At 74.0% G+C, this 24489-nt stretch carries 19 protein-coding genes and 1 pseudogene; 11 read left to right on the forward strand and 9 right to left on the reverse strand.

Translation table 11 applies throughout. From position 1 onward, the window contains the following. Nucleotides 1-74: 74 nt before the first annotated feature. From NRO40_RS22360 to NRO40_RS22380, 5 genes are all read right to left on the reverse strand, one after another. Nucleotides 75-1901: an FAD-dependent monooxygenase gene (locus NRO40_RS22360; protein ID WP_058945179.1), complete on the reverse strand. Its 1827-nt coding sequence runs from the start codon at nucleotides 1899-1901 to the stop codon at nucleotides 75-77. A gap of 236 nt (nucleotides 1902-2137) precedes the next feature. Continuing rightward, on the reverse strand, nucleotides 2138-3058 hold the full coding sequence (locus NRO40_RS22365; RefSeq protein WP_058945178.1) for an amino acid ABC transporter permease: 921 nt from the start codon (nucleotides 3056-3058) through the stop codon (nucleotides 2138-2140). Then, nucleotides 3055-3729: an amino acid ABC transporter permease gene (locus NRO40_RS22370; protein WP_058945177.1), complete on the reverse strand. Its 675-nt coding sequence runs from the start codon at nucleotides 3727-3729 to the stop codon at nucleotides 3055-3057. Before NRO40_RS22370 ends, NRO40_RS22365 begins: the two co-directional genes overlap by 4 nt. A gap of 146 nt (nucleotides 3730-3875) precedes the next feature. Beyond that, the gene (locus NRO40_RS22375) at nucleotides 3876-4691 is read right to left on the reverse strand and encodes a glutamate ABC transporter substrate-binding protein (protein WP_058945182.1); all 816 of its coding nucleotides are present in this window, start codon (nucleotides 4689-4691) and stop codon (nucleotides 3876-3878) included. A gap of 53 nt (nucleotides 4692-4744) precedes the next feature. Beyond that, complete coding sequence (locus NRO40_RS22380; protein WP_058945176.1) at nucleotides 4745-5530, reverse strand: amino acid ABC transporter ATP-binding protein; 786 nt, start codon at nucleotides 5528-5530, stop codon at nucleotides 4745-4747. Between the two features lie 412 nt (nucleotides 5531-5942). Here NRO40_RS22380 and NRO40_RS22385 point away from each other — a divergent pair. Beyond that, a pseudogene (locus tag NRO40_RS22385) lies at nucleotides 5943-6659 on the forward strand (response regulator transcription factor); the annotation flags it as partial. A 228-nt stretch (nucleotides 6660-6887) separates the two neighbouring features. Next, nucleotides 6888-8312, forward strand: a complete 1425-nt coding sequence (locus NRO40_RS22390; protein ID WP_058945175.1) for a sensor histidine kinase — start codon at nucleotides 6888-6890, stop codon at nucleotides 8310-8312. Here the strand turns inward: NRO40_RS22390 and NRO40_RS22395 are convergent. Then, nucleotides 8291-9307: a TAXI family TRAP transporter solute-binding subunit gene (locus NRO40_RS22395; RefSeq protein WP_058945174.1), complete on the reverse strand. Its 1017-nt coding sequence runs from the start codon at nucleotides 9305-9307 to the stop codon at nucleotides 8291-8293. The two genes, NRO40_RS22390 and NRO40_RS22395, sit on opposite strands and share 22 nt — an antisense overlap. 217 nt (nucleotides 9308-9524) lie before the next feature. Here NRO40_RS22395 and miaB point away from each other — a divergent pair, with 217 nt between their 5' ends. Then, a complete protein-coding gene (gene miaB / locus NRO40_RS22400) occupies nucleotides 9525-11042 on the forward strand; it encodes a tRNA (N6-isopentenyl adenosine(37)-C2)-methylthiotransferase MiaB (protein ID WP_058945173.1) in 1518 nt (505 codons plus the stop codon). Between the two features lie 124 nt (nucleotides 11043-11166). Then, a complete protein-coding gene (locus tag NRO40_RS22405) occupies nucleotides 11167-11925 on the forward strand; it encodes a class III extradiol dioxygenase subunit B-like domain-containing protein (RefSeq protein ID WP_058945172.1) in 759 nt (252 codons plus the stop codon). Between the two features lie 285 nt (nucleotides 11926-12210). Here NRO40_RS22405 and NRO40_RS22410 read toward each other — a convergent pair whose 3' ends face one another. Together NRO40_RS22410 and NRO40_RS22415 are read right to left on the reverse strand one after the other, a co-directional pair. Then, nucleotides 12211-12480, reverse strand: coding sequence for an antitoxin (locus NRO40_RS22410; RefSeq protein WP_058943255.1), 270 nt, complete (start codon nucleotides 12478-12480; stop codon nucleotides 12211-12213). 41 nt (nucleotides 12481-12521) lie between these two features. Continuing rightward, a complete protein-coding gene (locus NRO40_RS22415) occupies nucleotides 12522-12848 on the reverse strand; it encodes a hypothetical protein (RefSeq protein ID WP_058943256.1) in 327 nt (108 codons plus the stop codon). Nucleotides 12849-13031: 183 nt separating this feature from the next. On the opposite strand from NRO40_RS22415, the gene miaA reads away from it, so the two are divergent. The 6 genes from miaA (at nucleotide 13032) to hflX (ending at nucleotide 21263) form a co-directional block, all read left to right on the forward strand. After that, nucleotides 13032-13970, forward strand: a complete 939-nt coding sequence (miaA, locus tag NRO40_RS22420) for a tRNA (adenosine(37)-N6)-dimethylallyltransferase MiaA (RefSeq protein ID WP_058943257.1) — start codon at nucleotides 13032-13034, stop codon at nucleotides 13968-13970. Between the two features lie 106 nt (nucleotides 13971-14076). Continuing rightward, nucleotides 14077-14547, forward strand: a complete 471-nt coding sequence (locus NRO40_RS22425) for a hypothetical protein (protein ID WP_107115141.1) — start codon at nucleotides 14077-14079, stop codon at nucleotides 14545-14547. Between the two features lie 207 nt (nucleotides 14548-14754). Continuing rightward, a complete protein-coding gene (gene dapF, locus NRO40_RS22430) occupies nucleotides 14755-15627 on the forward strand; it encodes a diaminopimelate epimerase (RefSeq protein WP_058943259.1) in 873 nt (290 codons plus the stop codon). Between the two features lie 291 nt (nucleotides 15628-15918). Then, nucleotides 15919-18006, forward strand: a complete 2088-nt coding sequence (locus tag NRO40_RS22435; protein ID WP_058943260.1) for a RelA/SpoT family protein — start codon at nucleotides 15919-15921, stop codon at nucleotides 18004-18006. Between the two features lie 164 nt (nucleotides 18007-18170). Then, a complete protein-coding gene (locus tag NRO40_RS22440) occupies nucleotides 18171-19631 on the forward strand; it encodes a M1 family metallopeptidase (RefSeq protein ID WP_058943261.1) in 1461 nt (486 codons plus the stop codon). 138 nt (nucleotides 19632-19769) lie between these two features. Next, a complete protein-coding gene (hflX, locus tag NRO40_RS22445; RefSeq protein WP_058943262.1) occupies nucleotides 19770-21263 on the forward strand; it encodes a GTPase HflX in 1494 nt (497 codons plus the stop codon). Nucleotides 21264-21389: 126 nt separating this feature from the next. Here the strand turns inward: hflX and NRO40_RS22450 are convergent, their stop codons facing one another. After that, on the reverse strand, nucleotides 21390-22577 hold the full coding sequence (locus NRO40_RS22450; RefSeq protein ID WP_198549388.1) for a trypsin-like serine peptidase: 1188 nt from the start codon (nucleotides 22575-22577) through the stop codon (nucleotides 21390-21392). Nucleotides 22578-23026: 449 nt separating this feature from the next. On the opposite strand from NRO40_RS22450, the gene NRO40_RS22455 reads away from it, so the two are divergent. After that, nucleotides 23027-24373 carry an aminotransferase class III-fold pyridoxal phosphate-dependent enzyme gene (locus tag NRO40_RS22455; protein WP_058943264.1) on the forward strand — a complete coding sequence of 449 codons (1347 nt, stop codon included), beginning with the start codon at nucleotides 23027-23029 and terminating at the stop codon, nucleotides 24371-24373. Nucleotides 24374-24489: the final 116 nt, after the last annotated feature.

Consider the following 24489-nt stretch of genomic DNA (forward strand, 5'->3'; position numbering starts at 1 on the left):
GTCGGCGGGCTTCGCGACGCGGCCTCGCCAGCCGGGCGCCATGGTGGGGCGTCAGGCAGCCCGGCGGGGGACCGTCAGTGGACGTCCGCCGTCTCCTCGGCGCGCACCTCGCCGTCCGCGTCCCGCCCCGGTCCGCCCCGCAGCGCCTCCGCCGCCGCGCGCAGCTCCGCCGGCCGCACGCCCGCGAAGGCCGCCGCCAGGTGCCCGTCGGGCCGCACCAGCAGCACGGTGTGCGCGGCCGCCCCCGGGTACGCCTCGGTCACCAGCAGCTCGCCCCGCACCGGCAGCGCCCGTACCGCCTCCGCCAGCCGGGGCATCACCCCCGCGCTCACCCAGTGGCGCCGGTTCCACACCCCGGTCCCCGGGGCCACCAGCACCACGAGCACGCCCCGCCCCAACCGGTCCCGCAGCCGTCCCGTCGCGCCGTCCGGCGAGGTCACCGGCACGTCGTCGACCGGCGCACCCGACTCCGTACCGACCTCCACCCGCGCCTCGGCACCGAGCGGTGCCAGCGGCGAGTGGACGTACGACGGCGGGGCGCCCAGCGGGCCGAGACCCAGGTGCCCGTCGGTCAGCAGGGCGTCGTGCTGCCGCGAACCGCCCAGGTACGTCCGCAGCCCGCCCCCGCCGCGCAGTACCGGCAGCGACTGGTCCGCCGCCCGCAGCCGCGCGGCCACCGCCGTGCGCCGCTCCGCCTCGTAACTGTCGAGCAGGACCTCGGACGGCCCGTCGTGGCACGCCGCGGCCAGTTTCCACGCGAGGTTCTCCACGTCGCGCAGCCCCTCGTCCAGGCCCTGCGTCCCCAGCGCGCCCAGCAGGTGCGCCGCGTCCCCGGCGAGGAACGCCCGGTCGACGCGCCAGCTCCGCGCCAGCCGGTGGTGCAGCGTGTACACACCGGTGTCGATCAGGTCGTATGGGGGGACCTCCGCGCACCACCCGGCCAGGGTCTCCCGGATCCGCCCCACCAGCGCCTCGGGGGTCACCAGGTCTCCGCGCGGCGGCAGCAACCAGTCCAACCGCCAACCGCCCGCCGGCAGGGGGCGCGCCGTCACCTCGTCCCCGCCGCCGCGCCACGGCGGCTGGCGGTGCAGGACGGCCTCGCCCGGCCAGGGCAGTTCGGCGCGGAGCATGGCGACCGCGTGGCGCTCCACGGCCGTGCGCCCGGGGAAACGGATCCCCAGCAGCTTGCGGACCGTGGACCGGGCGCCGTCGCAGCCCACCAGATGGCTGCCCCGCCACCACGCCGACCGCGGGCCGCGAGTGTGCGCGGAGACACCGCTCGCGTCCTGGTCGAGCGCGTCCAGGCGGCTGTCCCCGACGATCCGCACGAGGCCCCGGGTCCGCGGTGCCGCGATGGCCTGGCGGAGCGCGAGGGTGAGCGCGTGCTGCGGAACGTGCAGCGGCGACTCCACGCCCGGCTCGTCGCCGGGCCCGTACGCCGCCCCGTCGCCAAGCCCGGGCCCCTGCCCGTCGCCCGATCCGTACGCCGGTCCGTCGCCCGGCCCGAGCTGCTGTCCGCCCCTGCCCGGCGCCTCCCGGGCCGTCGTCCCGCCGCGCCTCTCGTCGTACCCCTCACCAAGCCCGTCATCGGGCCCACGGCCGTCCACGCCACCCGCCCCGCCACCCCGCGCGTCGGCGAAGGCCACGTGCCGTACGACCTGCCGGCGGCGCATCGACCGCCACCCCGACCAGCGGGCGCCCTCCTCGCGCAGCGTGTCGGCGCAGCCCAGCCGTTCGACGAAAGCGGCGGTGTCCGGGCGTAGCACGGCGGTCCTGGCCGGGCGGTACTCGTCCGCCCCGGCGCCTTCGTCCAGGACGACCGACGGCACCTCCTGCGCGGCGAGCGCGAGGGCCAGGGCGAGACCGACCGGCCCCGCGCCGACGACGATCACCGGATCCACGGCGTGACTCCTGTGGCTCCTGCGACCTCAGTGGTCATGCGACGAGCAGGGGAAACACGTGGGAGTGCGACGAGAACCCGGTGATTGATCACAGAACGTATGCAACCCACTGCGCGTGCTTGCGTCAAGTGACGGGGCAGTGGCGCACGAACGCGTGAAGGGGCGGCGGCCGTATGCCACCACCCCTTCACGTGACGGCGCGGACTCCCGCCCGCGCCGTCGGCGCTCCCCGGCCGTCAGGTCCCGGTGCCGTGCCCCTTGCGGACGGCCACCTCCTCGGCGACACCGCCGCCGAGCTCCGTGTCGATGTCCGTGATGTCGACCGTCGCGCCGGAGCTCTTCCCGCCCTGCCGCAGCCGGCGCTCAAGCCAGCCGGCGAACCGGGTGAGGAGGCCGTTGACGGCGATGTACATGAGCGCGACGACGGTGAACGCCGCGATCGTGTTGGCGCCGTAGTTGGCGGTGATCGAGCGGATCTGGAAGAGCAGCTCCGAGAAACCGAGGACCGCGCCGCCGAGGGCGGTGTCCTTCACGATGACCACGAGCTGGCTGACCAGGGCCGGCAGCATCGCCGTCACGGCCTGCGGCAGGAGCACGTACCGCATCGTCTGGCCCTTGCGCATGCCGATCGCCTTGGCGGCGTCCGTCTGTCCGGCCGGCAGGGAGAGGATGCCGGCGCGGACGATCTCCGCGATGACGGAGGCGTTGTACAGGACGAGCCCGGTGACCACCGCGTACAGCGGCCGGACCTCCGACTCGATGGTCGTGAACTGCACGAACATCGCGCTGGCGAACACCATCATCACCAGGACCGGGATGGCGCGGAAGAACTCCACCACCGCGCCGATCGGCACCCGTACCCAGGCGTGGTCGGAGAGTCGCCCGATGCCGAGCAGGGCGCCCAGCGGAAGCGCGATGACCAGCGCGAGCCCCGCCGCCTTGAGGGTCTCCCCGAGGCCGGGGAACAGGAAGGTGGTCCAGATGGCGGAGTCGGTGACGAACGGCGACCACTTCTCGGCGGTCAGCTGGTTCTTCTCGGCCATCATCGACAGCGCCCACCAGACGCCGGCCGCCAGCAGGACGAGGAAGAGCGCGGAGTAGAGGAGGTTCCGCCGCTTGGCCCGGGGTCCCGGGGTGTCGTACAGCACGGAGCTCATCGCTTCACCGCCATGCGCTTGGCCACCCAGCCGAGGAGCAGGCCGGTGGGGAGGGTGAGGAGGACGAACCCGAAGGCGATGACGCCGAACACGGCGAGCAGCGAGTCGGACTCGTTCTCGACCATTTCCTTCATGAGGAGGGAGGCTTCCGCGACACCGATCGCCGCGGCGACGGTGGTGTTCTTCGTCAGCGCGATCAGGACGTTGGCGAGCGGGGCGATCACCGAGCGGAACGCCTGCGGCAGCACGATCAGCGTCAGCACCTGGAAGAAGCTGAGGCCCAGTGCCCGCGCCGCCTCCGCCTGCCCCACGGGCACCGTGTTGATGCCGGAGCGCAGGGCCTCGCAGACGAAGGTGCCGGTGTACGCAGCCAGGCCGAGGACGGCCATGCGGAACCCGATGGTCTTGGAGTCGCCTCCGGCGAGCGTGATCCCCAGTGTCTGGTAGAGCACGAGCGAGCAGCCGATGAGCACGATGGTCAGCGGCGTGTTGCGCACCGCGTTGACGTACGTGGTGGCGAAGCCCCGCATCAGCGGCACGGGGCTGACCCGCATCCCCACCAGGAGCGTGCCCAGGATCAGGGACCCCAGCGCCGAGTAGAGGGCGAGCTGGACCGTCACCCAGAACGCGCCGAGCAGGTCGTACTGCGGATTATCTAGAAAGTCGAACACGATGACCCGCGCTCTCCCCTGGTTGGATCGTGAGGGCGCCGCCGGCCCGGCCGGGGCCGACGGCGCCTCTCCGCTGCTGCTGGCTGTGCTCCGCCCGCCGCCCCGGGGCGGCGGGACCGCCGCCGCTCAGGCGCGGCGGGGCCGGATCACTTCTCGGTGATCGCCGGCGCGGGCTCGTTCTTGTAGTTGGCCGGGCCGAAGTTGGCCTTGACGGCCTTCTCCCACGAGCCGTCCGACTTCATCTTCTCGAGCGCGGCGTTGATCTTGTCGCGGAGCTCCTTGTCGCCCTTCTTGAGGCCGATGCCGTAGTGCTCGTCGCTCAGCTTCAGGCCGACCAGCTTGAACTTGCCCTGGTGCTCCTTCTGGGCGGCGTAGCCGGCCAGGATGGAGTTGTCCGTGGTCAGGGCGTCGACCGCGCCGTTCTCCAGGCCGGTGATGCACTCGGAGTAGCCGCCGAACTCCTGGAGGTCGGCCTTGGGAGCGAGCTTCTCCTTGACGTTCTGCGCCGACGTCGAGCCGGTGACCGAGCAGAGCTTCTTGGCGTTGAGGTCCGACGCCTGCTTGATCGAGTTGTCGTCCGCGCGGACCAGCAGGTCCTGGTGGGCAAGGAAGTAGGGACCGGCGAAGTCCACCACGGCCTTGCGCTTGTCGTTGATCGAGTAGCTGGCGACGACGAACTTCACGTCACCGTTGCGGATCAGGTTCTCGCGCTCGGCGCTGGGTGCCTGCTTGAACTCGATCTTGTCGGCGCCGTAGCCGAGCTCCTTGGCGACGTACGTGGCGACGTCGACGTCGAAGCCGGTGTACTTGCCGTCCGGCGTCTTCAGGCCGAGGCCGGGCTGGTCGTACTTGATGCCGATGACGATCTTGTCGCCGTCGCCACTGCTGGAGCCACAGGCGGTCGCCGTGAGCGAGAGGGTGGCGACCGCGGCGAGGGCCGCACTGGTCTTGCGGAACTGCATGGTGAACATCCCTTGTGTCGTGGTCCGGCCGTGGTGGTTCGGCATCGGGGTGGTCAGTGGTGGAGGATCTTCGACAGGAAGTCCTTGGCCCGGTCGCTGCGCGGGTTGCTGAAGAACTCCTCCGGCGACGCCTCCTCGACGATCCTGCCGTCGGCCATGAAGACGACCCGGTTGGCGGCGGACCGCGCGAAGCCCATCTCGTGGGTGACGACGACCATCGTCATCCCCTCGCGGGCCAGCTGCTGCATCACCTCGAGGACCTCGTTGATCATCTCGGGGTCGAGCGCCGACGTGGGCTCGTCGAAGAGCATGACCTTCGGGTCCATGGCCAGCGCCCGCGCGATGGCGACGCGCTGCTGCTGGCCGCCGGAGAGCTGCGCGGGGTACTTGTCCGCCTGCGAGCCGACGCCGACCCGGTCCAGCAGGGACCGGGCCTTCTGCTCGGCGGCCTGCTTGTCGGTCTTGCGGACCTTGAGCTGGCCCAGCATCACGTTCTCGAGCACCGTCTTGTGCGCGAAGAGGTTGAAGGACTGGAAGACCATGCCGACGTCGGCCCGCAGCCGCGCCAGCTCCTTGCCCTCGTCGGGCAGCGGCCGGCCGTCGATGCTGATCGCGCCGGAGTCGATGGTCTCCAGGCGGTTGATGGTGCGGCACAGCGTGGACTTGCCGGACCCGGACGGTCCGATGACGACCACGACCTCGCCGCGGGCGATCGTCAGGTCGATGTCCTGGAGCACGTGCAGCGCGCCGAAGTGCTTGTTGACGTTGCTCAGTACGACCAGGTCGCCCGCCGTCGGTGCGGCGTCCGCTGCGCCCTTGGTGACTGACACTCCGCTCATCGCCTCTCGCTCCGTCCTGCTCGGTTGCAGAGGACATTAAGCACGCCCCACGAGCAGCGTCATCACATCTGAGCGGAAATTGAGCATAACGATCCGGCCGCAACCGGACACACCGCGTGAACAGGGCGGTGTCGCAATACCGGCTGCATAACGGATCACGGCGGCCCCCGGCGCCGCACTTGACTCGCGCTCCGCCATCGGAGTTCATGCGGAGTACGAAACGGCGCCCGGGCACGGCCATGCCCTGGCACCATTCAGGTGCACCGACGACGCTGCACCCGACACACCGCACCGACCGTCCGCCGCCGGGCACCCGCGCGGGCTCACCCGCACGAGTGAACGCGTATGCGCCGGTATGCGCGTACGCTCGCACGCCGTACGCCAGAGGACCGCTTCCGGAGGGGGGCCCGAAATGAGACTGCTGCTGGTCGAGGACGACGACCACGTCGCCGCCGCCCTGTCCGCCATCCTCAAGAAGCACGGCTTCGCCGTCACGCACGCCAGGAACGGCGAGGAGGCCCTCAAGGCCGTCCTCCCCTCCGACGAGCCCGGCAGGAGCCCCTTCGGCGTGATCCTCCTCGACCTCGGCCTGCCCGACCAGGACGGCTACCAGGTCTGCGGCAAGCTCCGGAAGCTCACCTCGACGCCGGTCATCATGGTGACCGCCCGGGCCGATGTGCGCTCCCGCATCCACGGCCTCAACCTCGGCGCCGACGACTACGTCGTCAAGCCCTACGACACCGGTGAGCTGCTGGCCCGCATCCACGCCGTCAGCCGGCGCGCCACCGGCGGCGCCGACCCCGAGGACACCGGCTCCCTGCCCGTGATCGGGAGTTCGGCCGAGCCGCTGCGCCTCGGCCCGGTCGTCGTGGAGCTGCCCACGCGCCGGGTCAGCGTCGACGGCACGCTCGTCCCCCTCACCCGCAAGGAGTTCGACCTGCTGGCCCTGCTCGCCCAGCGGCCCGGCGTGGTGTTCCGCCGCGAGCAGATCATCAGCGAGGTGTGGCGCACCAGCTGGGAGGGGACGGGCCGGACCCTGGAGGTCCACGTGGCGTCCCTGCGCGCGAAGCTGCGGATGCCGACGCTCATCGAGACCGTGCGCGGCGTCGGCTACCGCCTCGTCGTCCCGACGACACCCCCCGGTGCCGCCCCGCCCGCGCCCGTCACGCCCTCAGCGCCCGTCGGCGACGCGCCTCCGCCCGTGCCGCCCGCGATGCCCCCGACCGCGCCGCCCGTGCCGCCCGCGCCCGGCGACGCGCCCCCGCCCGCCCCATCCGCGCCCCCCGTCGCGCCCCCGCCCGTGCCGCCCGCCGCGCCTCCGGGCGTCTAGCGCCGGGCCCCGGAACGACGGGCGACCGTGCGCACACGACTCCTTCCGCTCCTCATCGTCCTCATGGCCGGTGTCCTGCTCGCCCTGGGCTTCCCGCTCGCCGTGAGCATGGCCTCGGCCTACCAGCAGACCGTCGTCGTCGACCGCATCGACGACACGGCACGGTTCGCGGCGCTCGCCCAGTACGTCACCGAGAGCGGCCCCGGCATCGACGAGCGGAAGGCCACCCTCCAGGGCGAGCTGCTGCGCTACCAGGACGTGTACGGCATCCACGCCGGCGTCTTCTACCGCGACGGCGGCGCCATGGCCGCCGCCCCCGAGGGGTGGCGCGTACCGGACGAGGGCGAGCTGCGGCGCGCCCTCGTCGAGGCCCGGCTCGGCCGGCGCTCGCACGACCCGCCCCAGGTGTGGCCCTGGCAGCCGGACGCCCGCCTGGCGGTCGCCTCACCGGTCGTACGGGACGGGGACGTCGTCGCGGTGGTGGTCACCGACTCGCCGACCGGGCAGCTGCGCGGTCGGATCCTGCGCGGTTGGCTGGTCATCGCCGCCGGCGAGTGCGCGGCCATGCTGCTCGCCGTCGGCGCGGCCTTCCGGCTCACCGGCTGGGTGCTGCGGCCCGTCCGCGTCCTGGACGCGGCCACCCACGACATCGCCACCGGCCGCCTCAACTCCCGCGTCGCCGCCGCCGGCGGACCGCCGGAGCTCCGCCGTCTGGCCCGCTCCTTCAACGAGATGGCGGACAACGTCGAGCAGGTGCTGGAGCAGCAGCGCGCCTTCGTCGCCGACGCCTCGCACCAGCTGCGCAACCCGCTCGCCGCGCTGCTGCTGCGGATCGAGCTGCTCGCGCTGGAGCTGCCGGAGGGCAACGAGGAGATCGCCTCGGTCCAGGCGGAGGGCAAGCGCCTGGCCCAGGTCCTCGACGACCTGCTGGGTCTGGCGCTGGCCGAACACGCCTCCGCCGACCTGCGGCTCACCGACATCAAGGAGCTGGCCGCCGAGCGGATCGCCGCCTGGCGGCCCCTCGCCGACGAGCGGGGGGTGCGGCTGACGGGAAAGGGCCCGGCCGTCACCGCGTGGGCCGACCCCGTCGCGCTGTCGAGCGCGCTCGACGCGCTGATCGACAACGCCCTGAAGTTCACCCCGCGCGGGGAGGAGGTCACGGTCGAGGTCGCCGCCAGGGGCGACACCACCACCGTCGTGGTCAGCGACAACGGCCCGGGCCTCACCGACGAGGAGCTCGGCCGTGTCGGCGACCGCTTCTGGCGCAGCGGCCGGCACCAGAACGTCAAGGGCTCGGGACTCGGCCTGTCCATCACCCGGGCGCTGCTCGCCGCCGGTGGGGGCTCCCTCGACTTCGCCCGCAACGACCCCCACGGCCTGCGCGTGACGGTCTCCCTGCCGCGTACCGAGCCCCCGGCCGTCGCCGGCGCCTACGGCTTGACCGACCGGTAGTAGCGCCGCGCGCCGTCGTGGAGGGGCAGCGGGTCGGTGTAGAGCGCGGTCCGCAGGTCGACGACCTGCGCGGGGTGCACCTCCCGGCCGATCCGGTCCCTGCTCCCGATGACCGTCCGGGTGACGCCCTCGGTCAGCGCGGGGTCCATGCGCTCGGTCGTCACCAGCAGGTTCGCCACGGCCACCGTCGCCACCGGCTCGCCCTCCTGGGCCAGCGGGTAGGCGTCTGCCGGGATCACGGCGGAACGGTAGTACCGGCTCGGGCCGCCCTCCGCGTGGACCGTGTCGACGAGCTCCTGCTCCAGCGGCACCAGCCGGATCGGGAAGCGCTCCGAGAGCCGCAGGACCGCGTTGGTGGGCAGGCCGCCCGACCAGAAGAACGCGTCCAGCCGGTCGCCCTCCATCAGCGCCGGCATGGTGTCGATGCCGGCCGACACGGCCCGTATGTCCTTCGCCGGGTCCAGCCCCGCCGCGCCCAGCAGCCGGTCCGCGAGCAGCCGCACGCCGGAACCAGGCTGCCCGACGCCGACCCGCAACCCGGCCAGGTCGCGCGCGGACCGCACGGCGGAGCCCCGGGGCACGACGAGCTGGACGTAGTCGTCGTACAGCCGGGTGCAGCCGCGCAGGTCGGCCGCGCCGGGCCGGCCCTCCTGGACGTACGTGGCGACGGCGTCGGCCGTGGCGATGGTGAAGTGCGCCTCACCGGAGGCCACGCGCGACAGGTTCTGCTGGGAGCCCTCGCTGTCGCGGAGTGTGGTCGACACGTCGGGCAGACGCCGGTCGAGCGCCTCCTTCAGAAGCTGGCCGTACCGCTGGTAGACCCCGGTCCGCACGCCCGTGCTGAAGGTGATCTCCCCGCTCGGCCGCTCCTGCCCGAGCGGCAGCAGCCACCACAGCACCCCTCCGACCAGCGCCAGCAGCGCCGCCGCGAGCGGCAGGGCGCGGCGGCGGCCGGCGCGGAGCACGCGGGCGGACCGGTTCGGGGAGGCAGGCATGGGGCGATCCTGCCAGCCGCGCCCCCGCCGGGGGAACCGAGGGACGGGTGCGGACCGCGACGACCCGCCGGACCGTGCCCGTGCCCGTGCCCGTGTCCGTGTCCGTGTCCGGCCTCCGGTGTTCCCCGGGGCGGGCCGGCCGGAGCCCCGTGCCCGCCTTCGCCGGTGTTCCCCGGCTCGGGGCGGAGGCTGTCCCGGCACCGCCTACCCTTGTCCCATGACCAGCAGCGACCGGAGCCAGGCAGTGGACGTCAAGCGAACCTACGAAGTGCGCACCTACGGGTGCCAGATGAACGTCCACGACTCCGAGCGTCTCTCCGGCCTGCTGGAGGACGCCGGCTACGTCCGCGCGCCCGAGGGCGCCGACGGCGAGGCCGACGTCGTCGTCTTCAACACGTGCGCGGTCCGGGAGAACGCCGACAACAAGCTGTACGGCAACCTCGGCCGGCTCGCCCCGAAGAAGGCCGGGCGGCCCGGCATGCAGATCGCCGTCGGCGGCTGCCTCGCCCAGAAGGACCGCGACACGATCGTCAAGCGGGCGCCGTGGGTCGACGTCGTCTTCGGCACCCACAACATCGGCAAGCTGCCGGTCCTGCTGGAGCGCGCCCGCGTCCAGGAGGAGGCGCAGGTCGAGATCGCGGAGTCGCTGGAGGCGTTCCCGTCCACCCTGCCCACCCGCCGCGAGTCGGCGTACGCCGCGTGGGTCTCCATCTCCGTCGGCTGCAACAACACCTGCACCTTCTGCATCGTCCCGGCGCTGCGCGGCAAGGAGAAGGACCGCCGGCCCGGCGACATCCTCGCCGAGGTCGAGGCCCTCGTCGCCGAGGGCGTCTCCGAGATCACGCTGCTCGGCCAGAACGTCAACGCGTACGGCTCGGACATCGGCGACCGCGAGGCGTTCGGCAAGCTGCTGCGGGCCTGCGGGCGCGTCGAGGGGCTGGAGCGCGTCCGCTTCACCTCGCCCCACCCGCGCGATTTCACCGACGACGTCATCGCGGCGATGGCCGAGACGCCGAACGTGATGCCGCAGCTGCACATGCCCCTCCAGTCCGGCTCGGACACCGTCCTCAAGGCGATGCGCCGCTCGTACCGCCAGGAGCGCTTCCTCGGCATCATCGAGAAGGTCCGCGCCGCCATCCCGCACGCGGCGATCTCCACCGACATCATCGTGGGCTTCCCCGGCGAGACGGAGGAGGACTTCGAGCAGACCCTGCACGTCGTGCGCGAGGCCCGCTTCGCGCAGGCGTTCACCTTCCAGTACTCCAAGCGCCCCGGCACCCCCGCGGCCGAGATGGACGGCCAGATCCCCAAGGAGGTCGTCCAGGCGCGCTACGAGCGGCTCGTCGCCCTCCAGGAGGAGATCTCCTGGGACGAGAACAAGAAGCAGGTCGGCCGCACCCTGGAGGTCATGGTCGCGGAGGGTGAGGGCCGCAAGGACGACGCCACCCGCCGCCTGTCGGGCCGCGCCGCCGACAACCGGCTCGTCCACTTCACCCGCCCCGACGAGGAGGTCCGCCCGGGCGACGTGGTGACCGTGGAGATCACGTACGCGGCCCCGCACCACCTGCTCGCCGAGGGCCCGGTCGCGGCGGTGCGCCGCACCAGGGCCGGCGACGCCTGGGAGCGTCGTACGACCGCCCAGGCGCCCACGCCGTCGGGCGTCCTGCTCGGCCTGCCCGGGATCGGCGTCCCGGCCCCCCTGCCGCCCGCCACGAACGGCTGCGCCGTCAACTGACCCGCCCGTCCGGGTGACCCCCGGTCCTCCACCCTCACGGCCACCCGCGCGCGGGTGGCCGTGACGCGTCGTCGACGGGCCGGGCGGCGCCGCTTCGGCGCTCCGGGCCGTTACGCTGCGGATCATGCTTGTCGCCGCAGCCGTCTGTCCCTGTCCGCCGCTCCTCGTCCCCGCCGTCGCCGCCGGCGCCGCGCCCGAGCTGGACGACGCGCGCACGGCCTGTGTCGACGCCCTGGGCGTCCTGGCCGCCTCGCGGCCCGACCGGCTCGTCGTGGTCGGCCCCGACCCGCACGCCGATCCCGCGCGGGGCGGCACCCTGCCCTACCCGCACGGAGCCGCCGGCGACCTCCGCTGCTTCGGCGTGGACCTCGACGTACGGCTCGGGCCCGGCGAGCCCCGGGACGCCGCCGCCCGCCCCCTGCCCGCCTCGCTGGCCGTGGCCGCGTGGCTGCTGCAGCGCGCCGACTGGGCCGGCGCCCCCGTCGAGGGTCTCGGCGTGGCCGAGCGGCTGGCACCCGCGCGCTGCGCGGAGGTCGGGCGGGAGCTCGCCGCGGGGGCGCCGCGTGTCGCGCTGCTGGTGATGGGCGACGGAAGCGCGTGCCGCAGCGTCAAGGCGCCCGGGTACCTCGACGAGCGCGCCGAGGACTTCGACGCGGCCGCCACGCGCGCGCTGGGCTCCGCCGACGCGGTCGCCCTGACCGCGCTCGACGCCGACCTCGCCCACGAGCTGAAGGCGGCCGGCCGCGCCCCGTGGCAGGTGCTCGCGGCGGCGGCGGCGGGCCGGGACGACGGCCCCGCGCGCGTGGAGGGCGGTCTGGAAGGTCGCCTGCTGTACGAGGACGCCCCCTACGGCGTCGGCTACACCGTCGCGACCTGGTCGTGACAGGCCCTTGTGCCACGGCCCTCGCGACACGGACCTCGTGACACGGACCTCGTGACGGGCGGCCTCGGCACGGGCGGGGTGGCCGCCGGGTCACGCGGACCGTGGGACGGGCGCCCTGACACGGTGCCCGGACGGACACGGTGCGCCGCCCTGAGGTGGGCGCCGTGGACAGGTGCCCTCACGACGGCCGTCGCCGGGACGGCGACACGACACACGGCGGGCGGCCGCGGAGCATGACGCTCCGCGGCCGCCCGCCGTGTCGCCGCCCGGCGTCGGACCCGGGGGTCAGACCGTCGGCGGAGGGGGAGGCGGTGGCGGCGGCGGCGGGGGCGCCGCGTCGCCGTCGTCCCGGTGCGCGAGCCGGTCCACCGCGTTCCGGGCCTTGACCGTGCCGGACTCGATCTTGTCGCTGTACTTGCCCTTGGTCCGTTGGTCGACCATCCGGGCCGCCTTCTCGATGCCGTGGTCGATCTTGTCGCCGTGCTGATGGGCGAGGTCCGAGACCTTGCCCCTGGCCGGGCCGAACTTGGTCTTCAGCGTGTCCAGGAAGCTCATGGCCCACCTTCCCTCCGTACGGGCCGGACGCACCGGCACACCTACGTGCGGGCGCCTTCGCCGGCTTCGTTGTCCGCCGCCTCCCCGGCGGACTGCTGCTTCGGGATGTCCACGCCGTCGGCCGCCTCACCGGACGCCGCCTCACCGGACGCGGACGCCGCCTCATCGGAGGCCGGCTCCGCCGGGGCCTTCGCTCCCGCGGCCTCGGCTGCCGGGGTCTCCGCCCCGTCGGACGACCCCTCGGCGCGCTCCTCCGCCCGCTCCTCCGGCCCGTCCGTCACCGTGGTGCCCGTCGCCTCGTCGGGGGTGGCTCCGGCCGTCTCCTCGCCCTTCTCACCCTTCCGGCGAAACCATGCAAAAACGCCCATATCAACTCCATAGCGTACTCGTGTGGGCGAAATCCCGCGCAGCCCGGAGCGTCCCATTGCGGCGCCCGGCGAGGCCGGTCCCTGGAACCGGCGGTCGGAACCTCGCAACTGGGAACGAGGCCGCTCCCGCCCCGTCACGTAACTCGTTCGGGGACACCCCCCGACGTTTGGGACACTGGTGCGGTGAGCAGCACGAACCCCGCCCCGCGCGTCATCGCCGTCGTCGGCCCCACCGCAGCAGGAAAGTCCGATCTGGGCGTCCACCTGGCGCGTGAGCTCGGCGGGGAGGTCGTCAACGCCGACTCCATGCAGCTGTACCGCGGGATGGACATCGGCACCGCCAAATTGACGCCGGAGGAGCGCGGCGGCGTTCCGCACCACCTCCTCGACATCTGGGACGTCACGGAGGCGGCCAGCGTCGCCGAGTACCAGCGCCTGGCCCGCGCCGAGATCGACCGGTTGCTCGCCGAGGGGCGCACCCCGGTCCTCGTGGGCGGCTCCGGCCTGTACGTACGCGGCGCCATCGACGCCCTGGAGTTCCCCGGGACCGACCCGGCCGTCCGCGCCCGTCTGGAGGCCGAGCTGGAGGAGCGGGGCTCCGGCGTCCTGCACGCCCGGCTCGCCGCCGCCGACCCCGAGGCCGCGCGCGTGATCCTGCCCAGCAACGGCCGCCGCGTGGTGCGGGCCCTGGAGGTCATCGAGATCACCGGCCGGCCCTTCACCGCCAACCTCCCCGGCCACGACTCCGTCTACGACACCGTGCAGATCGGCGTGGACGTGGCGCGTCCCGAGCTGGACGCCCGCATCACCGCGCGCGTGGACCGGATGTGGGACGCCGGACTGGTCGACGAGGTCCGCGCACTGGAGGGGCGGGGCCTGCGCGAGGGCCGCACCGCCTCCCGCGCCCTCGGCTACCAGCAGGTCCTCGCCGCGCTCGCGGGGGAGTGCTCCGAGCAGGAGGCCCGCGACGAGACCGTCCGCGCCACCAAGCGCTTCGCGCGCCGCCAGGACTCCTGGTTCCGCCGTGACCCGCGGGTCCACTGGCTCAGCGGCGCGGTCGCCGACCGCGGGGAACTCCCCGGCCGAGCGCTGACGTTGGTCGAACGAGCGGTCACAGCCTGATCACGTGATGGCATCGGGACGCGCTGTCCGTCATGCAGGCGGCCGGGAGCGTGCCATCATCGAGCATCGATCGACCAGTGGATCCGAGTGGGGAGGGCGCGTGGCGATGGAGGCCGGCCCTCGCGACAGAGAAGCGGCTCAGGCACCCGACGGCGGCGACGCGTCGGTTCCGGAGGCCCCGGGACTCACCCCGGACGGCCCGGAGCTGACCGAGGACGGGGTGCAGGAGATCGTCCCCGACGAGGTCGAGGTCGAGCTGCGCCCCCAGCGGCGGCTGCGCATCTGGCAGCTCGCCCCGATCGTCGGCCTCGGCGCGCTGGGCTCCCTGATGTTCGCCTTCCCCCTGGCCTTCGGCTCGGGTGACGGCGGCGCGGTCCTCGCGATGCTCGGGCTCCTGCTCTGCGGCTGCGCGGCCGGTTGGGGCATGATGGCCGCCCGCCGCGTCGGGTACACCTGGCCCGGCCTGCCCCCGCGCGGCTCGGGCGGGCGCCCCGACTGGCGCGTGATCGCCCTGTACGCGGCCGGGGTCACCCTGCTGGTCGTCCTCGCCGTCTGGCGCGTCGCCCGCCTCCGCTGACGCCACCCGGAGCGAGCGGAGCCGGAGAAGAGCCCCGACGGTCCCCATCCGGACCGAGCGGAGCCGGGGCGAGCCGACCCGACGGTCCCTTCCGGGGCGAGCCCACCCGACGGTCCCGTCCGCGACCCGCGCCGTCCCGCGCGCGGCGTGGGTGCGCCGGCCGGACGGCTCGGCGCCGTGTCGTACCCGCCCCGTAGGATTGATCGCGTGAGTACCGCACCCCTCGCCTTCCTCAAGGGCCACGGCACCGAGAACGACTTCGTGATCCTGCCCGACCCGGACAACGCCATCGACCTGCCCGCCTCCCTGGTGGCCCGGGTCTGCGACCGGCGCGCCGGGATCGGCGGTGACGGGGTGCTGCACGTCGTCCGCGCCGCCGCCCACCCCGACGCCCGCCACATGGCCCACGAGGCCGAGTGGTTCATGGACTACCGCAACGCCGACGGCTCCGTAGCCGAGATGTGCGGCAACGGCGTCCGCGTCTTCGTCCGCTACCTGGAGCACGCCGGCCACATCACGGCCGGTGACGTCGCGGTCGCCACGCGCGCCGGCGTCAAGCAGGCCCACCTCGACAAGGACGGCGACGTCACGGTCTCCATGGGCCGCGCCGTCCTGTCCGGTGACGGCGTCACCGTCACCGTCGACGGCCGCTCCTGGCCCGCGCGTAACGTCAACATGGGCAACCCCCACGCGGTGGCCTTCGTCGAGGACCTCGCCCATGCCGGCACCCTCCACACCGAGCCCCCGTACACCCCGGCGGCCGTCTACCCGGACGGGGTGAACATCGAGTTCGTCGCCGACCGCGGCCCCCGGCACGTCGCCATGCGCGTCCACGAGCGCGGCGCCGCCGAGACCCGCTCCTGCGGCACGGGCGCCTGCGCGGTCGCCGTGGCCACGGCCCGCCGCGACGGCCTGGACCCGGCGGAGACGGGCGCCCCCGTCACGTACACCGTCGACGTCCTCGGCGGCACGCTCCTCATCACCGAGCGGCCGGACGGCCGGGTCGAGATGACCGGACCCGCCGTCATCGTCGCCGAGGGCCACATCGACCCCGTCTGGCTCGCCGGCGCCTCCGCCTGACGCCCGGCCGGCCGTCCCCGCGTACCGGGGGGCCGACCGTCCCCGCGCACCGAGGGGCCGGTCGGCCCCGCTCGCGCGCCGACGGGCCCGGTCGCCCCCTGGCGCGCGTCGACACCCACGCGGGCGCCCGCGCCGGTCACGGAGCGAAACTACGGCCGCCCAAACGTCGCTCGAATGGGTGATCCCCTTCACGCTGAGCGAGAGCGGGACTGCGCCACGTGGTGGGCTCGGTAGCATCAAGCACCGGCGCCGTGCCCCACCCACCGCCGGTCGACGCCGCCGGAGGTGCCCATGTGTGCAGAGGCCACCAATCCCAGTGTCCCCAGCCGCAGGCGCGGCCGCCCCAGACTCGACCTGCGCCGGCTCGGCCGTGCCGCGCTCCTCGGCCCCACCGCCCGCGGCCGCCTCCCCGACGCCATCGGCCACGTCGCCGACGCCCACCGCGCCCACCACCCCGACGCCGACCTCGCGGTCCTGCGCCGCGCGTACGAACTGGCCGAGTCCTCCCACCGCGGTCAGTTCCGCAAGAGCGGCGAGCCCTACATCACCCACCCGCTGGCCGTCACGCTCATCCTCGCCGAGCTCGGTGCCGAGACCACGACCCTGACCGCCTCCCTCCTCCACGACACCGTCGAGGACACCGACCTCACCCTCGACCGGGTCCGCGCGGAGTTCGGCGACGAGGTGGCCTACCTCGTCGACGGCGTCACCAAGCTGGAGAAGGTGGACTACGGCGCCGCCGCCGAACCCGAGACGTTCCGCAAGATGCTCGTCGCCACCGGCAACGACGTCCGCGTCATGTCGATCAAACTCGCCGACCGGCTGCACAACATGCGCACCCTCGGCGTCATGCGCCCCGAGAAGCAGGCCCGCATCGCCAAGGTCACCCGGGACGTCCTCATCCCCCTCGCCGAACGGCTCGGCGTGCAGGCGCTCAAGACCGAGCTGGAGGACCTGGTCTTCGCGATCCTCCACCCCGTCGAGTACGAGCGGACCCGCGCCCTCATCGCCGACAACGTCACCGCCGGCGACGCCCTCGCCACGGTCGCCGACGACGTGCGGACCGTGCTGCGCGAGGCCGGCATCACCGCCGAGGTCCTCGTCCGCCCCCGCCACTTCGTCTCCGTCCATCGGGTCAGCCGCAAACGCGGCGAGCTGCGCGGCACGGACTTCGGACGGCTGCTGGTCCTCGTCGGCGAGGACGCCGACTGCTACGCCGTCCTCGGTGAGCTGCACACCTGCTTCACGCCCGTGACCTCCGAATTCAAGGACTTCATCGCCGCCCCCAAGTTCAACCTGTACCAGTCGCTCCACACCGCCGTCGCCGCACCCGACGGAGCCGTCGCCGAGATCCTCATCCGCACCCACCAGATGCACAAGGTCGCCGAGGCCGGCGTCGTCGCCCTCGGCAACCCCTACGCCGCCGCCCCGGCCGACGGCTCCGACGCGGGCGACGACGGAGAGCGCGCCGACCCCACGCGCCCGGGCTGGCTCTCGCGTCTCCTCGACTGGCAGCAGTCCACGCCGGACCCGGACACCTTCTGGACCTCCCTGCGCGCCGACCTCGCCCAGGACGGCGAGATCACCGTTTTCCTCCCCGACGGCGGCACCCTCGCCCTGCCCGCCGGCGCGACCTGCGTGGACGCCGCCTACGAGCAGTACGGCACCACCGCCCACACCTGCGTCGGCGCCCGCGTCAACGGACGCCTCGCCACCCTCGGCACCGTCCTGCGCGACGGCGACACCGTCCAACCGCTGCTCGCCGCGGACAGCGGCTCCGGCCCGTCGCCCGACTGGCTCGAACACGCCCGCACCCCCACCGCCCGCATCGCGATCGACCGCTGGCTCACCGCCCATCCCCACGGCCCCGACACGCCCGCCGCCGACCCGCGCCCGCCCTCCGCGGTCGTCGCCGACCGTCAGCCCACGGCGAACGCCGTCGTCGACGCCCCGCACACCGGCGTCCGCCTGGCCGGCTGCTGCACGCCGGTACCGCCCGACACCATCACCGGCTTCGCCGTGCGCGGCGGGGCCGTCACGGTGCACCGCGCGGAGTGCCACGCCGTGCTCCGCATGCGCAACCTCGGCAGGCAGCCGGTCACCGTGCGCTGGAGCGGACCCGCGCAGTGCCGCGTCACGCTGGTCGCCGAGGCGTTCGGCCGGCCCTGTCTGCTGGCCGACCTGACCGAGGCCATCGCCACCGCCGGGGCGGCGATCGTCTCCGCCACCGTCGAACCCCCCAGCGAGCAGCGAGTCCGGCACACGTACACCCTCCAGCTCCCCGACGCGACCGGCCTGCCCGCCCTCATGCGCGCCATGCGCGACGTGCGCGGCGTGTACGACGTGAGCCGCGCCCAGCACGCGGCGGGCGCCCCCTAGCAAAGGCGCCCCACCCCCGGGGCCGCCCGCGCCGAGCCGGCCTCCCCGGGGCGTCCGGAAGGGGCCGTACGGCGCACAGGCGTGCCCCCGGCGGCCGTCCGTTCGGGTGCGCCGGGTGCGCGCCGCCGGGGTGTGCGCGGGGGGGCGCTGGTAGCGGTGAGGCCATGTCCCTCACCTCTCCACGCCTGCGCGCCGCGCTCGTGGCCACGGCGTCCGCGGGGCTCATCGCGGCCGCCGTGCCCGCACCCGAGCCGCTCGGCATCGGCGACCCGCTCTTCCCCCACCTCGGCAACCCCGGCTACGACGTCCTCGCCTACGACATCGCCCTCACCTACGGCGGTGACAACCGCACACCCCTGGACGCCGTCACACGGATCGACGCCCGGGCCACCCAGCGGCTGGAGCGCCTCAACCTCGACTTCTCCCACGGCACCGTCAAGACGGTCCACGTCGACGGCCGCCCCGCCGACTTCACCGGCACCGGAGAGGACCTGGTCGTCGACACCGGGCGGCCGGTCGAGCCGGGCACGAGGCTCACCGTCACCGTCGCCCACACGAGCGATCCCGCCGCGCCCAAGGCGTCGGGCGGCTGGATCCGCACCTCCGACGGCCTCGCCATGGCCAACCAGGCGGACGCCGCCCACCGGGTGTTCCCCTGCAACGACCACCCCGCCGACAAGGCGTACTTCACCTTCCACGTCACCGCCCCCAAGGACCTCGTCGCCGTCGCCAACGGGCTGCCGGTCGCGCGGAGCGTCGCCGGCCCCACCGCCACCTGGACCTACCGCGGCGTCCACCCCATGGCGACCGAACTGGCGCAGGTCTCCATCGGCCGCTCCGCCGTCGTCCGCCGCACCGGCCCGCACGGTCTGCCCGTCCGCGACGTCGTCCCGGTCGCCGACCGGGAGCGGATGGAGCCGTGGCTGGCGAAGACCCCGGACCACCTGCGGTGGATGGAGCGCGAGATCGGCCGCTACCCCTTCGAGACGTACGGGGTGCTCGTGGCCGACGCGGCCACCGGCTTCGAGCTGGAGACCCAGACCCTCTCCCTCTTCGAGCGGGGCCTGTTCACCCACCCCGACCTCCCCGCCTGGTACATCGAGTCGATCATGGTGCACGAGCTGGCGCACCACTGGTTCGGCAACAGCGTCTCGCCCCGGGCCTGGTCCGACCTGTGGCTCAACGAGGGCCACGCCACCTGGTACGAGGCGCGGTGGGCCGAGGACGCCGGCCACCGCACCCTGGAGAGCCGGATGCGCGAGGCGTACACCGCCTCCGACCGGTGGCGCGCCGCCGGCGGACCTCCCGCCGCACCCCGCCCGCCCGCGCCCGGACAGAAGATCAGCCTGTTCCGCCCGGTCGTCTACGACGGCAGCGCCCTCGTCCTGTACGCCCTGCGCCAGGAGATCGGCGACACCGCCTTCCGCGAGCTGGAGCGCCGCTGGGTCACCCGGCACGCGCACGCCACGGCCGGTACCTCCGACTTCGTCCGCCTCGCCTCCGACGTCGCGGGCCGCGACCTGACGCGCTTCCTGCGGGGCTGGCTGTACGGGGAGCGGACCCCCGCCATGCCCGGCCACCCCGACTGGCGCAGCAAGGCCCCGTCGAACGCGAAACCCGCGTGACGCGGTCATCCACCCCGTGCGACCATCGTCACGTCGGCGGCGCGGCCGGGGCATCACCCGCCGCCTTCCCGGGAATCAATCGGGGAGAGCACGCGTTGTCACCGACGTACCGCTTTTTTCCATCGACGTAAGGATCAAATGACCTCCTCTTCTTCCCCTTCCCAGGACGAGCAGAGCTCCGCGGAGCTGAACCGCGCCGAGAGCCTTCGGGCCGATGCCCTGATGGAAGAGGACGTCGCCTGGAGCTACGAGATCGACGGCGAGCGGGACGGCGAGCAGCTCGACCGCTCGGAGCGCGCGGCGCTCCGACGCGTCGCGGGCCTGTCCACCGAGCTCGAGGACGTCACCGAGGTCGAGTACCGGCAGCTGCGCCTGGAGCGCGTCGTGCTGGTGGGCGTCTGGACCTCGGGGACCGTACAGGACGCGGAGAACTCCCTCGCCGAGCTGGCCGCCCTCGCCGAGACGGCGGGCGCGCTCGTGCTGGACGGAGTCATCCAGCGCCGTGACAAGCCGGACCCGGCCACCTACATCGGTTCCGGCAAGGCCGAGGAACTGCGGGACATCGTGCTGGAGACCGGTGCCGACACCGTCGTCTGCGACGGTGAGCTGAGCCCGGGCCAGCTGATCCACCTCGAGGACGTCGTCAAGGTCAAGGTGGTCGACCGGACCGCCCTGATCCTCGACATCTTCGCCCAGCACGCCAAGTCGCGGGAGGGCAAGGCACAGGTCGCCCTCGCGCAGATGCAGTACATGCTGCCGCGACTGCGCGGCTGGGGCCAGTCGCTCTCCCGTCAGATGGGTGGCGGCGGCGGTGGCGGCATGGCCACCCGCGGTCCCGGTGAGACCAAGATCGAGACGGACCGGCGGCGGATCCGCGAGAAGATGGCGAAGATGCGCCGGGAGATCGCGGAGATGAAGACCGGCCGCGACATCAAGCGGCAGGAGCGCCGGCGCAACAAGGTGCCGTCGGTCGCCATCGCCGGGTACACCAACGCCGGCAAGTCGTCCCTGCTCAACCGTCTGACCGGCGCGGGCGTGCTGGTGGAGAACGCGCTGTTCGCCACCCTCGACCCGACGGTCCGCCGGGCCGAGACGCCGAGCGGCCGCCTGTACACGCTGGTGGACACGGTCGGGTTCGTCCGGCACCTGCCGCACCATCTGGTCGAGGCGTTTCGCTCCACCATGGAGGAGGTCGGCGAGTCCGACCTGATCCTCCACGTGGTGGACGGCGCGCACCCCGCCCCGGAGGAGCAGTTGGCCGCCGTGCGCGAGGTGATCCGCGACGTGGGCGCGACGAACGTGCGCGAGATCGTCGTGGTCAACAAGGCGGACGCGGCCGACCCGCTGGTACTCCAGCGGCTGCTGCGGGTCGAGAAGCACGCCATCGCCGTCTCGGCGCGCACCGGCGCGGGCATCGCGGAACTGCTCGCGTTGATCGACGCCGAGCTGCCCCGCCCCGAGGTCGAGATCGAGGCGCTCGTGCCGTACACCCAGGGCGGGCTGGTCTCGCGGGTGCATGCCGAGGGCGAGGTCCTCTCCGAGGAGCACACCGCCGACGGCACGCTGATCAAGGCGCGGGTGCACAGCGAGCTCGCCGCGCTGCTCGCCCCGTTCAGTCCCGTCACGGCCTGACGACGCGACGGGGAAGCGGGTGGTCCCGGGCGCTCCGGCCCGGGACCACCCGCTTCCGCGTTTCCGGCGGCGGGCGCCCCATGGGGGCGCCCGCCGTTTTGCGCGCCCGGGACGACGTGCGCCCGCCTACCGGCCGGCGAACTTCTCGCTGACCGCGGTGTAGACGCCCTTCGCCTCCGCGCCGAGCCGCGGCCCGGCCAGCCAGCCCGCCGTCACGGGACCGATCGACGTGTTCGAGACGAGAGCCGGCTCACCGTTGCCGCCGGTGGCCACCCAGCCACCGCCCGACGACCCACCGGTCATGCTGCAACCGATGCGGTACATCGTCGGCTGCCCGGCCTTCAGCGACAGCCGGCCCGGCTTGTCCGCGCACCGGTAGAGCTTCTCCCCGTCGTACGGCGGAGCCGCCGGGTACCCGGTCGCCTCCATCTCCGCGATCCCCGCCGCCGCGGGCGCCGCGAAGTCGACCGGCAGCGCCGAACCGACCGTCTCCTCCAGCGACTTGCCGCCGCTGCCCTTCTCCGGCGTCACGTGGACGACCGCGAAGTCGTACGGCGCCCCCTGGCCGCCCACCGGGGCGCCCTGGTCGATCCACTGCTCCGAGGTCTGCGCCCAGTCACCCCACCACACGCCGTAGGGGGCGACGTCCTCACGGGTCGCCGCCTCCGACCGGTCCGTCGACAGGCCCTTGTCGTTGTACGAGGGGACGAACGCGATGTTCCGGTACCAGCCGCCGTTCTTGCCCGCGTGGACGCAGTGGCCCGCCGTCCACACGAGGTTCGACTTGCCCGGGTGCGCCGGGTCCTTCACGACGGTCGCCGAGCACACCATCGACCCCTTCGGCCCGTCGAAGAGGAGCTTGCCCGCCTCCGGCGCACTGCCGTGGTACGGCGTGGCGACCCGCGTGGCCTCGACGCGCCGGGGCGTCGGGTCCGTGACGCCCTCGTCACCGGAGAGGTCGCCGTCGTCGACCGGACGGTCCGGTTCCTCCGCCTCGCGCATGCGGTCCGGGTCCCACAGGTCCTCGATGATCGGGTTGACGAAGTCCTGCGCCTCGCGCAGCCACTTGTCCTTGTCCCAGTTCCGCCACTCGCCGCCGCGCCACTTGTCCAGGTCGATCCCGTGCTCCTTGAGCCGGCCCTTCAGGTCCTCCGGGATGGTTATCTTCCCGGCCCCGGCCCCGCCCGGGGTCTGGGCCGCCGAGGCGCTCGGCGAGCCGCCCGGCGCGTCCTCGCCCGGGCCGCAGCCCGTGGCGGTCAGCGCCAGCGCGGCCGCGACGGCGGCCGGGGCGAGCAACGGACGAAACGATCGCATGAGTGATCCCCCTGGGACTTCGTGACCGGGCGCTCCGGCGGAAACGCCTTCCGGACGCGGTACTTCCTGACGCCGGCACACCGGGCCGGTGCCCGTCCTCGGGCGCCGCGGTGCGGCCCCCACTATGCCGGTGCCGAGGGGGACGGCGTGCGGCAGGTCCGCGGTTCCCCGGCGCAAGGATCCTCGACATGCCCGTGATCGCCCGCAGATGTCGTCGTTGGTACGTGCGGAGCACCACGCGCGGGGACCCCGCGGGCGGGGACGGAACGCGCGGCGGACCACACGCGACGGGCACGCTCCCGGCGCGGGGCGAACGCGGGACGCACGGGCGACGTACCGATGGGCGGCACGGGTACGCCGCCTACCGCACGCACCTCGGTCCCCGCGCTCGGGCCGTACGTACCCGCACGCCCACCACCAGCCTTCGCCACCGGGAGGACAGCAGAGACGTGGCCGCGACCGAACCGGCCCCGGCGGGGCCGACCGCCGGGCATGAGGGGATCATGCGCCGCCAGGCGCTGCGCGAACCCGCCGCCCGCACCTACGCCCGCTCCCTGCCGGTCGTCCCGGTACGGGCCCGCGGGGTCACCATCGAGGGCGCCGACGGCCGCCGCTACCTGGACTGCACGTCCGGCGCCGGCATCCTGGTCCTCGGCCACAACCACCCGGTCGTCCTGGAAGCGATCAAGCGGGTCATCGACTCGGGGGCGCCCCTGGACGTCCACGGCCTCGCCACCCCGGTCCGGGACGCCTTCACGACCGAACTGTTCACCACCCTGCCGGCCGCGCTCGCCGCCGACGCCCGCGTCCGGTTCTGCGGGCCCGCCCCCGGGGACGCCGTCGCCGCCGCGCTCGCGCTCGCGCGCACGGCCACGGGCCGCTCTCGGGTGCTCGCCTGCGCCGGTTACGGGCCCCACGCCCCGGCCGCTCCCGGCCGACCGGCGGGACCAGGGCCGGACGGTGACGTACCGGTCACCTGGCTGCCGTACCCGCGCGACGGGCGTCACCCGCCGGACGGCGACGGCGGGGCACCACACGGCCCGCGCGGCGCGGAAGGCGGGATCGCCACGCCGGCGGCCGTCATCGTCGAACCGGTCCGGGGCGCCCGGGACGTGGTGCCCGCGCCGGACGACTGGCTGCGGCGGGTGCGCGGGCTCACCGCGGAGTCGTCCGTCCCGCTGATCGCCGACGAGAGGCTGACGGGACTCGGCCGTACCGGGTCGTTCTGGGCGGTCGGACACAGCGGTGTCGTCCCCGACGTGATGGTCATGCCGGAGGCCCTCGGCGCTTCGCTCCCGCTGTCCGTGATCGTCTACCGGGCGGGCCTCGACCACGGCCGGCGGGACCGCCCCGCCGGCGCCCCGCGCGGCAACCAGCTCGCCATGGCCGCCGGTACCGCCACCCTCGCGTACGTCCGCGGGAACCGGCTCGCCGAACGCGCCGCCACCCTCGGCGCGCGACTCCTCGCCGACCTGCGGGGGCTGGCGGCCGCCCACCCCTGCGTGGCCGGCGTGCGGGGCCGCGGCCTCATGATCGGGGTGGAACTGGCCGCTCCGTCCCCTACCGGCGACACGCCGCCGCGCGCGACGACCCCGTTCCTGCGCACCGCCGCCGACCGCGCGGAGGCCGTACGGCGGGAGTGCCTGGACCGGGGCCTCATCGTGACCACCGGTGGGCGCGCCTCCGGTGTCGTGCGGCTGCTGCCGCCGCTGACGCTCACCGACGGGCAGGCCGCCGCCGTCCTCGACCGCTTCGCCGACGCCGTCGCCGCCACCGAGCGGACACAGCCCCACTGAGTCCGCATCGAACGCGCCCCGGCCGGCCGCACCCGCAGCCCGCGGAGCCCGCCGGCTTCCCCCTCCGGCCACCGGCGTCCATCGCGCGGCGCGGCTCACCCGTACGAGTGGGGAGC

The organism is Streptomyces changanensis (assembly GCF_024600715.1).
GTDB lineage: Bacteria > Actinomycetota > Actinomycetes > Streptomycetales > Streptomycetaceae > Streptomyces > Streptomyces changanensis.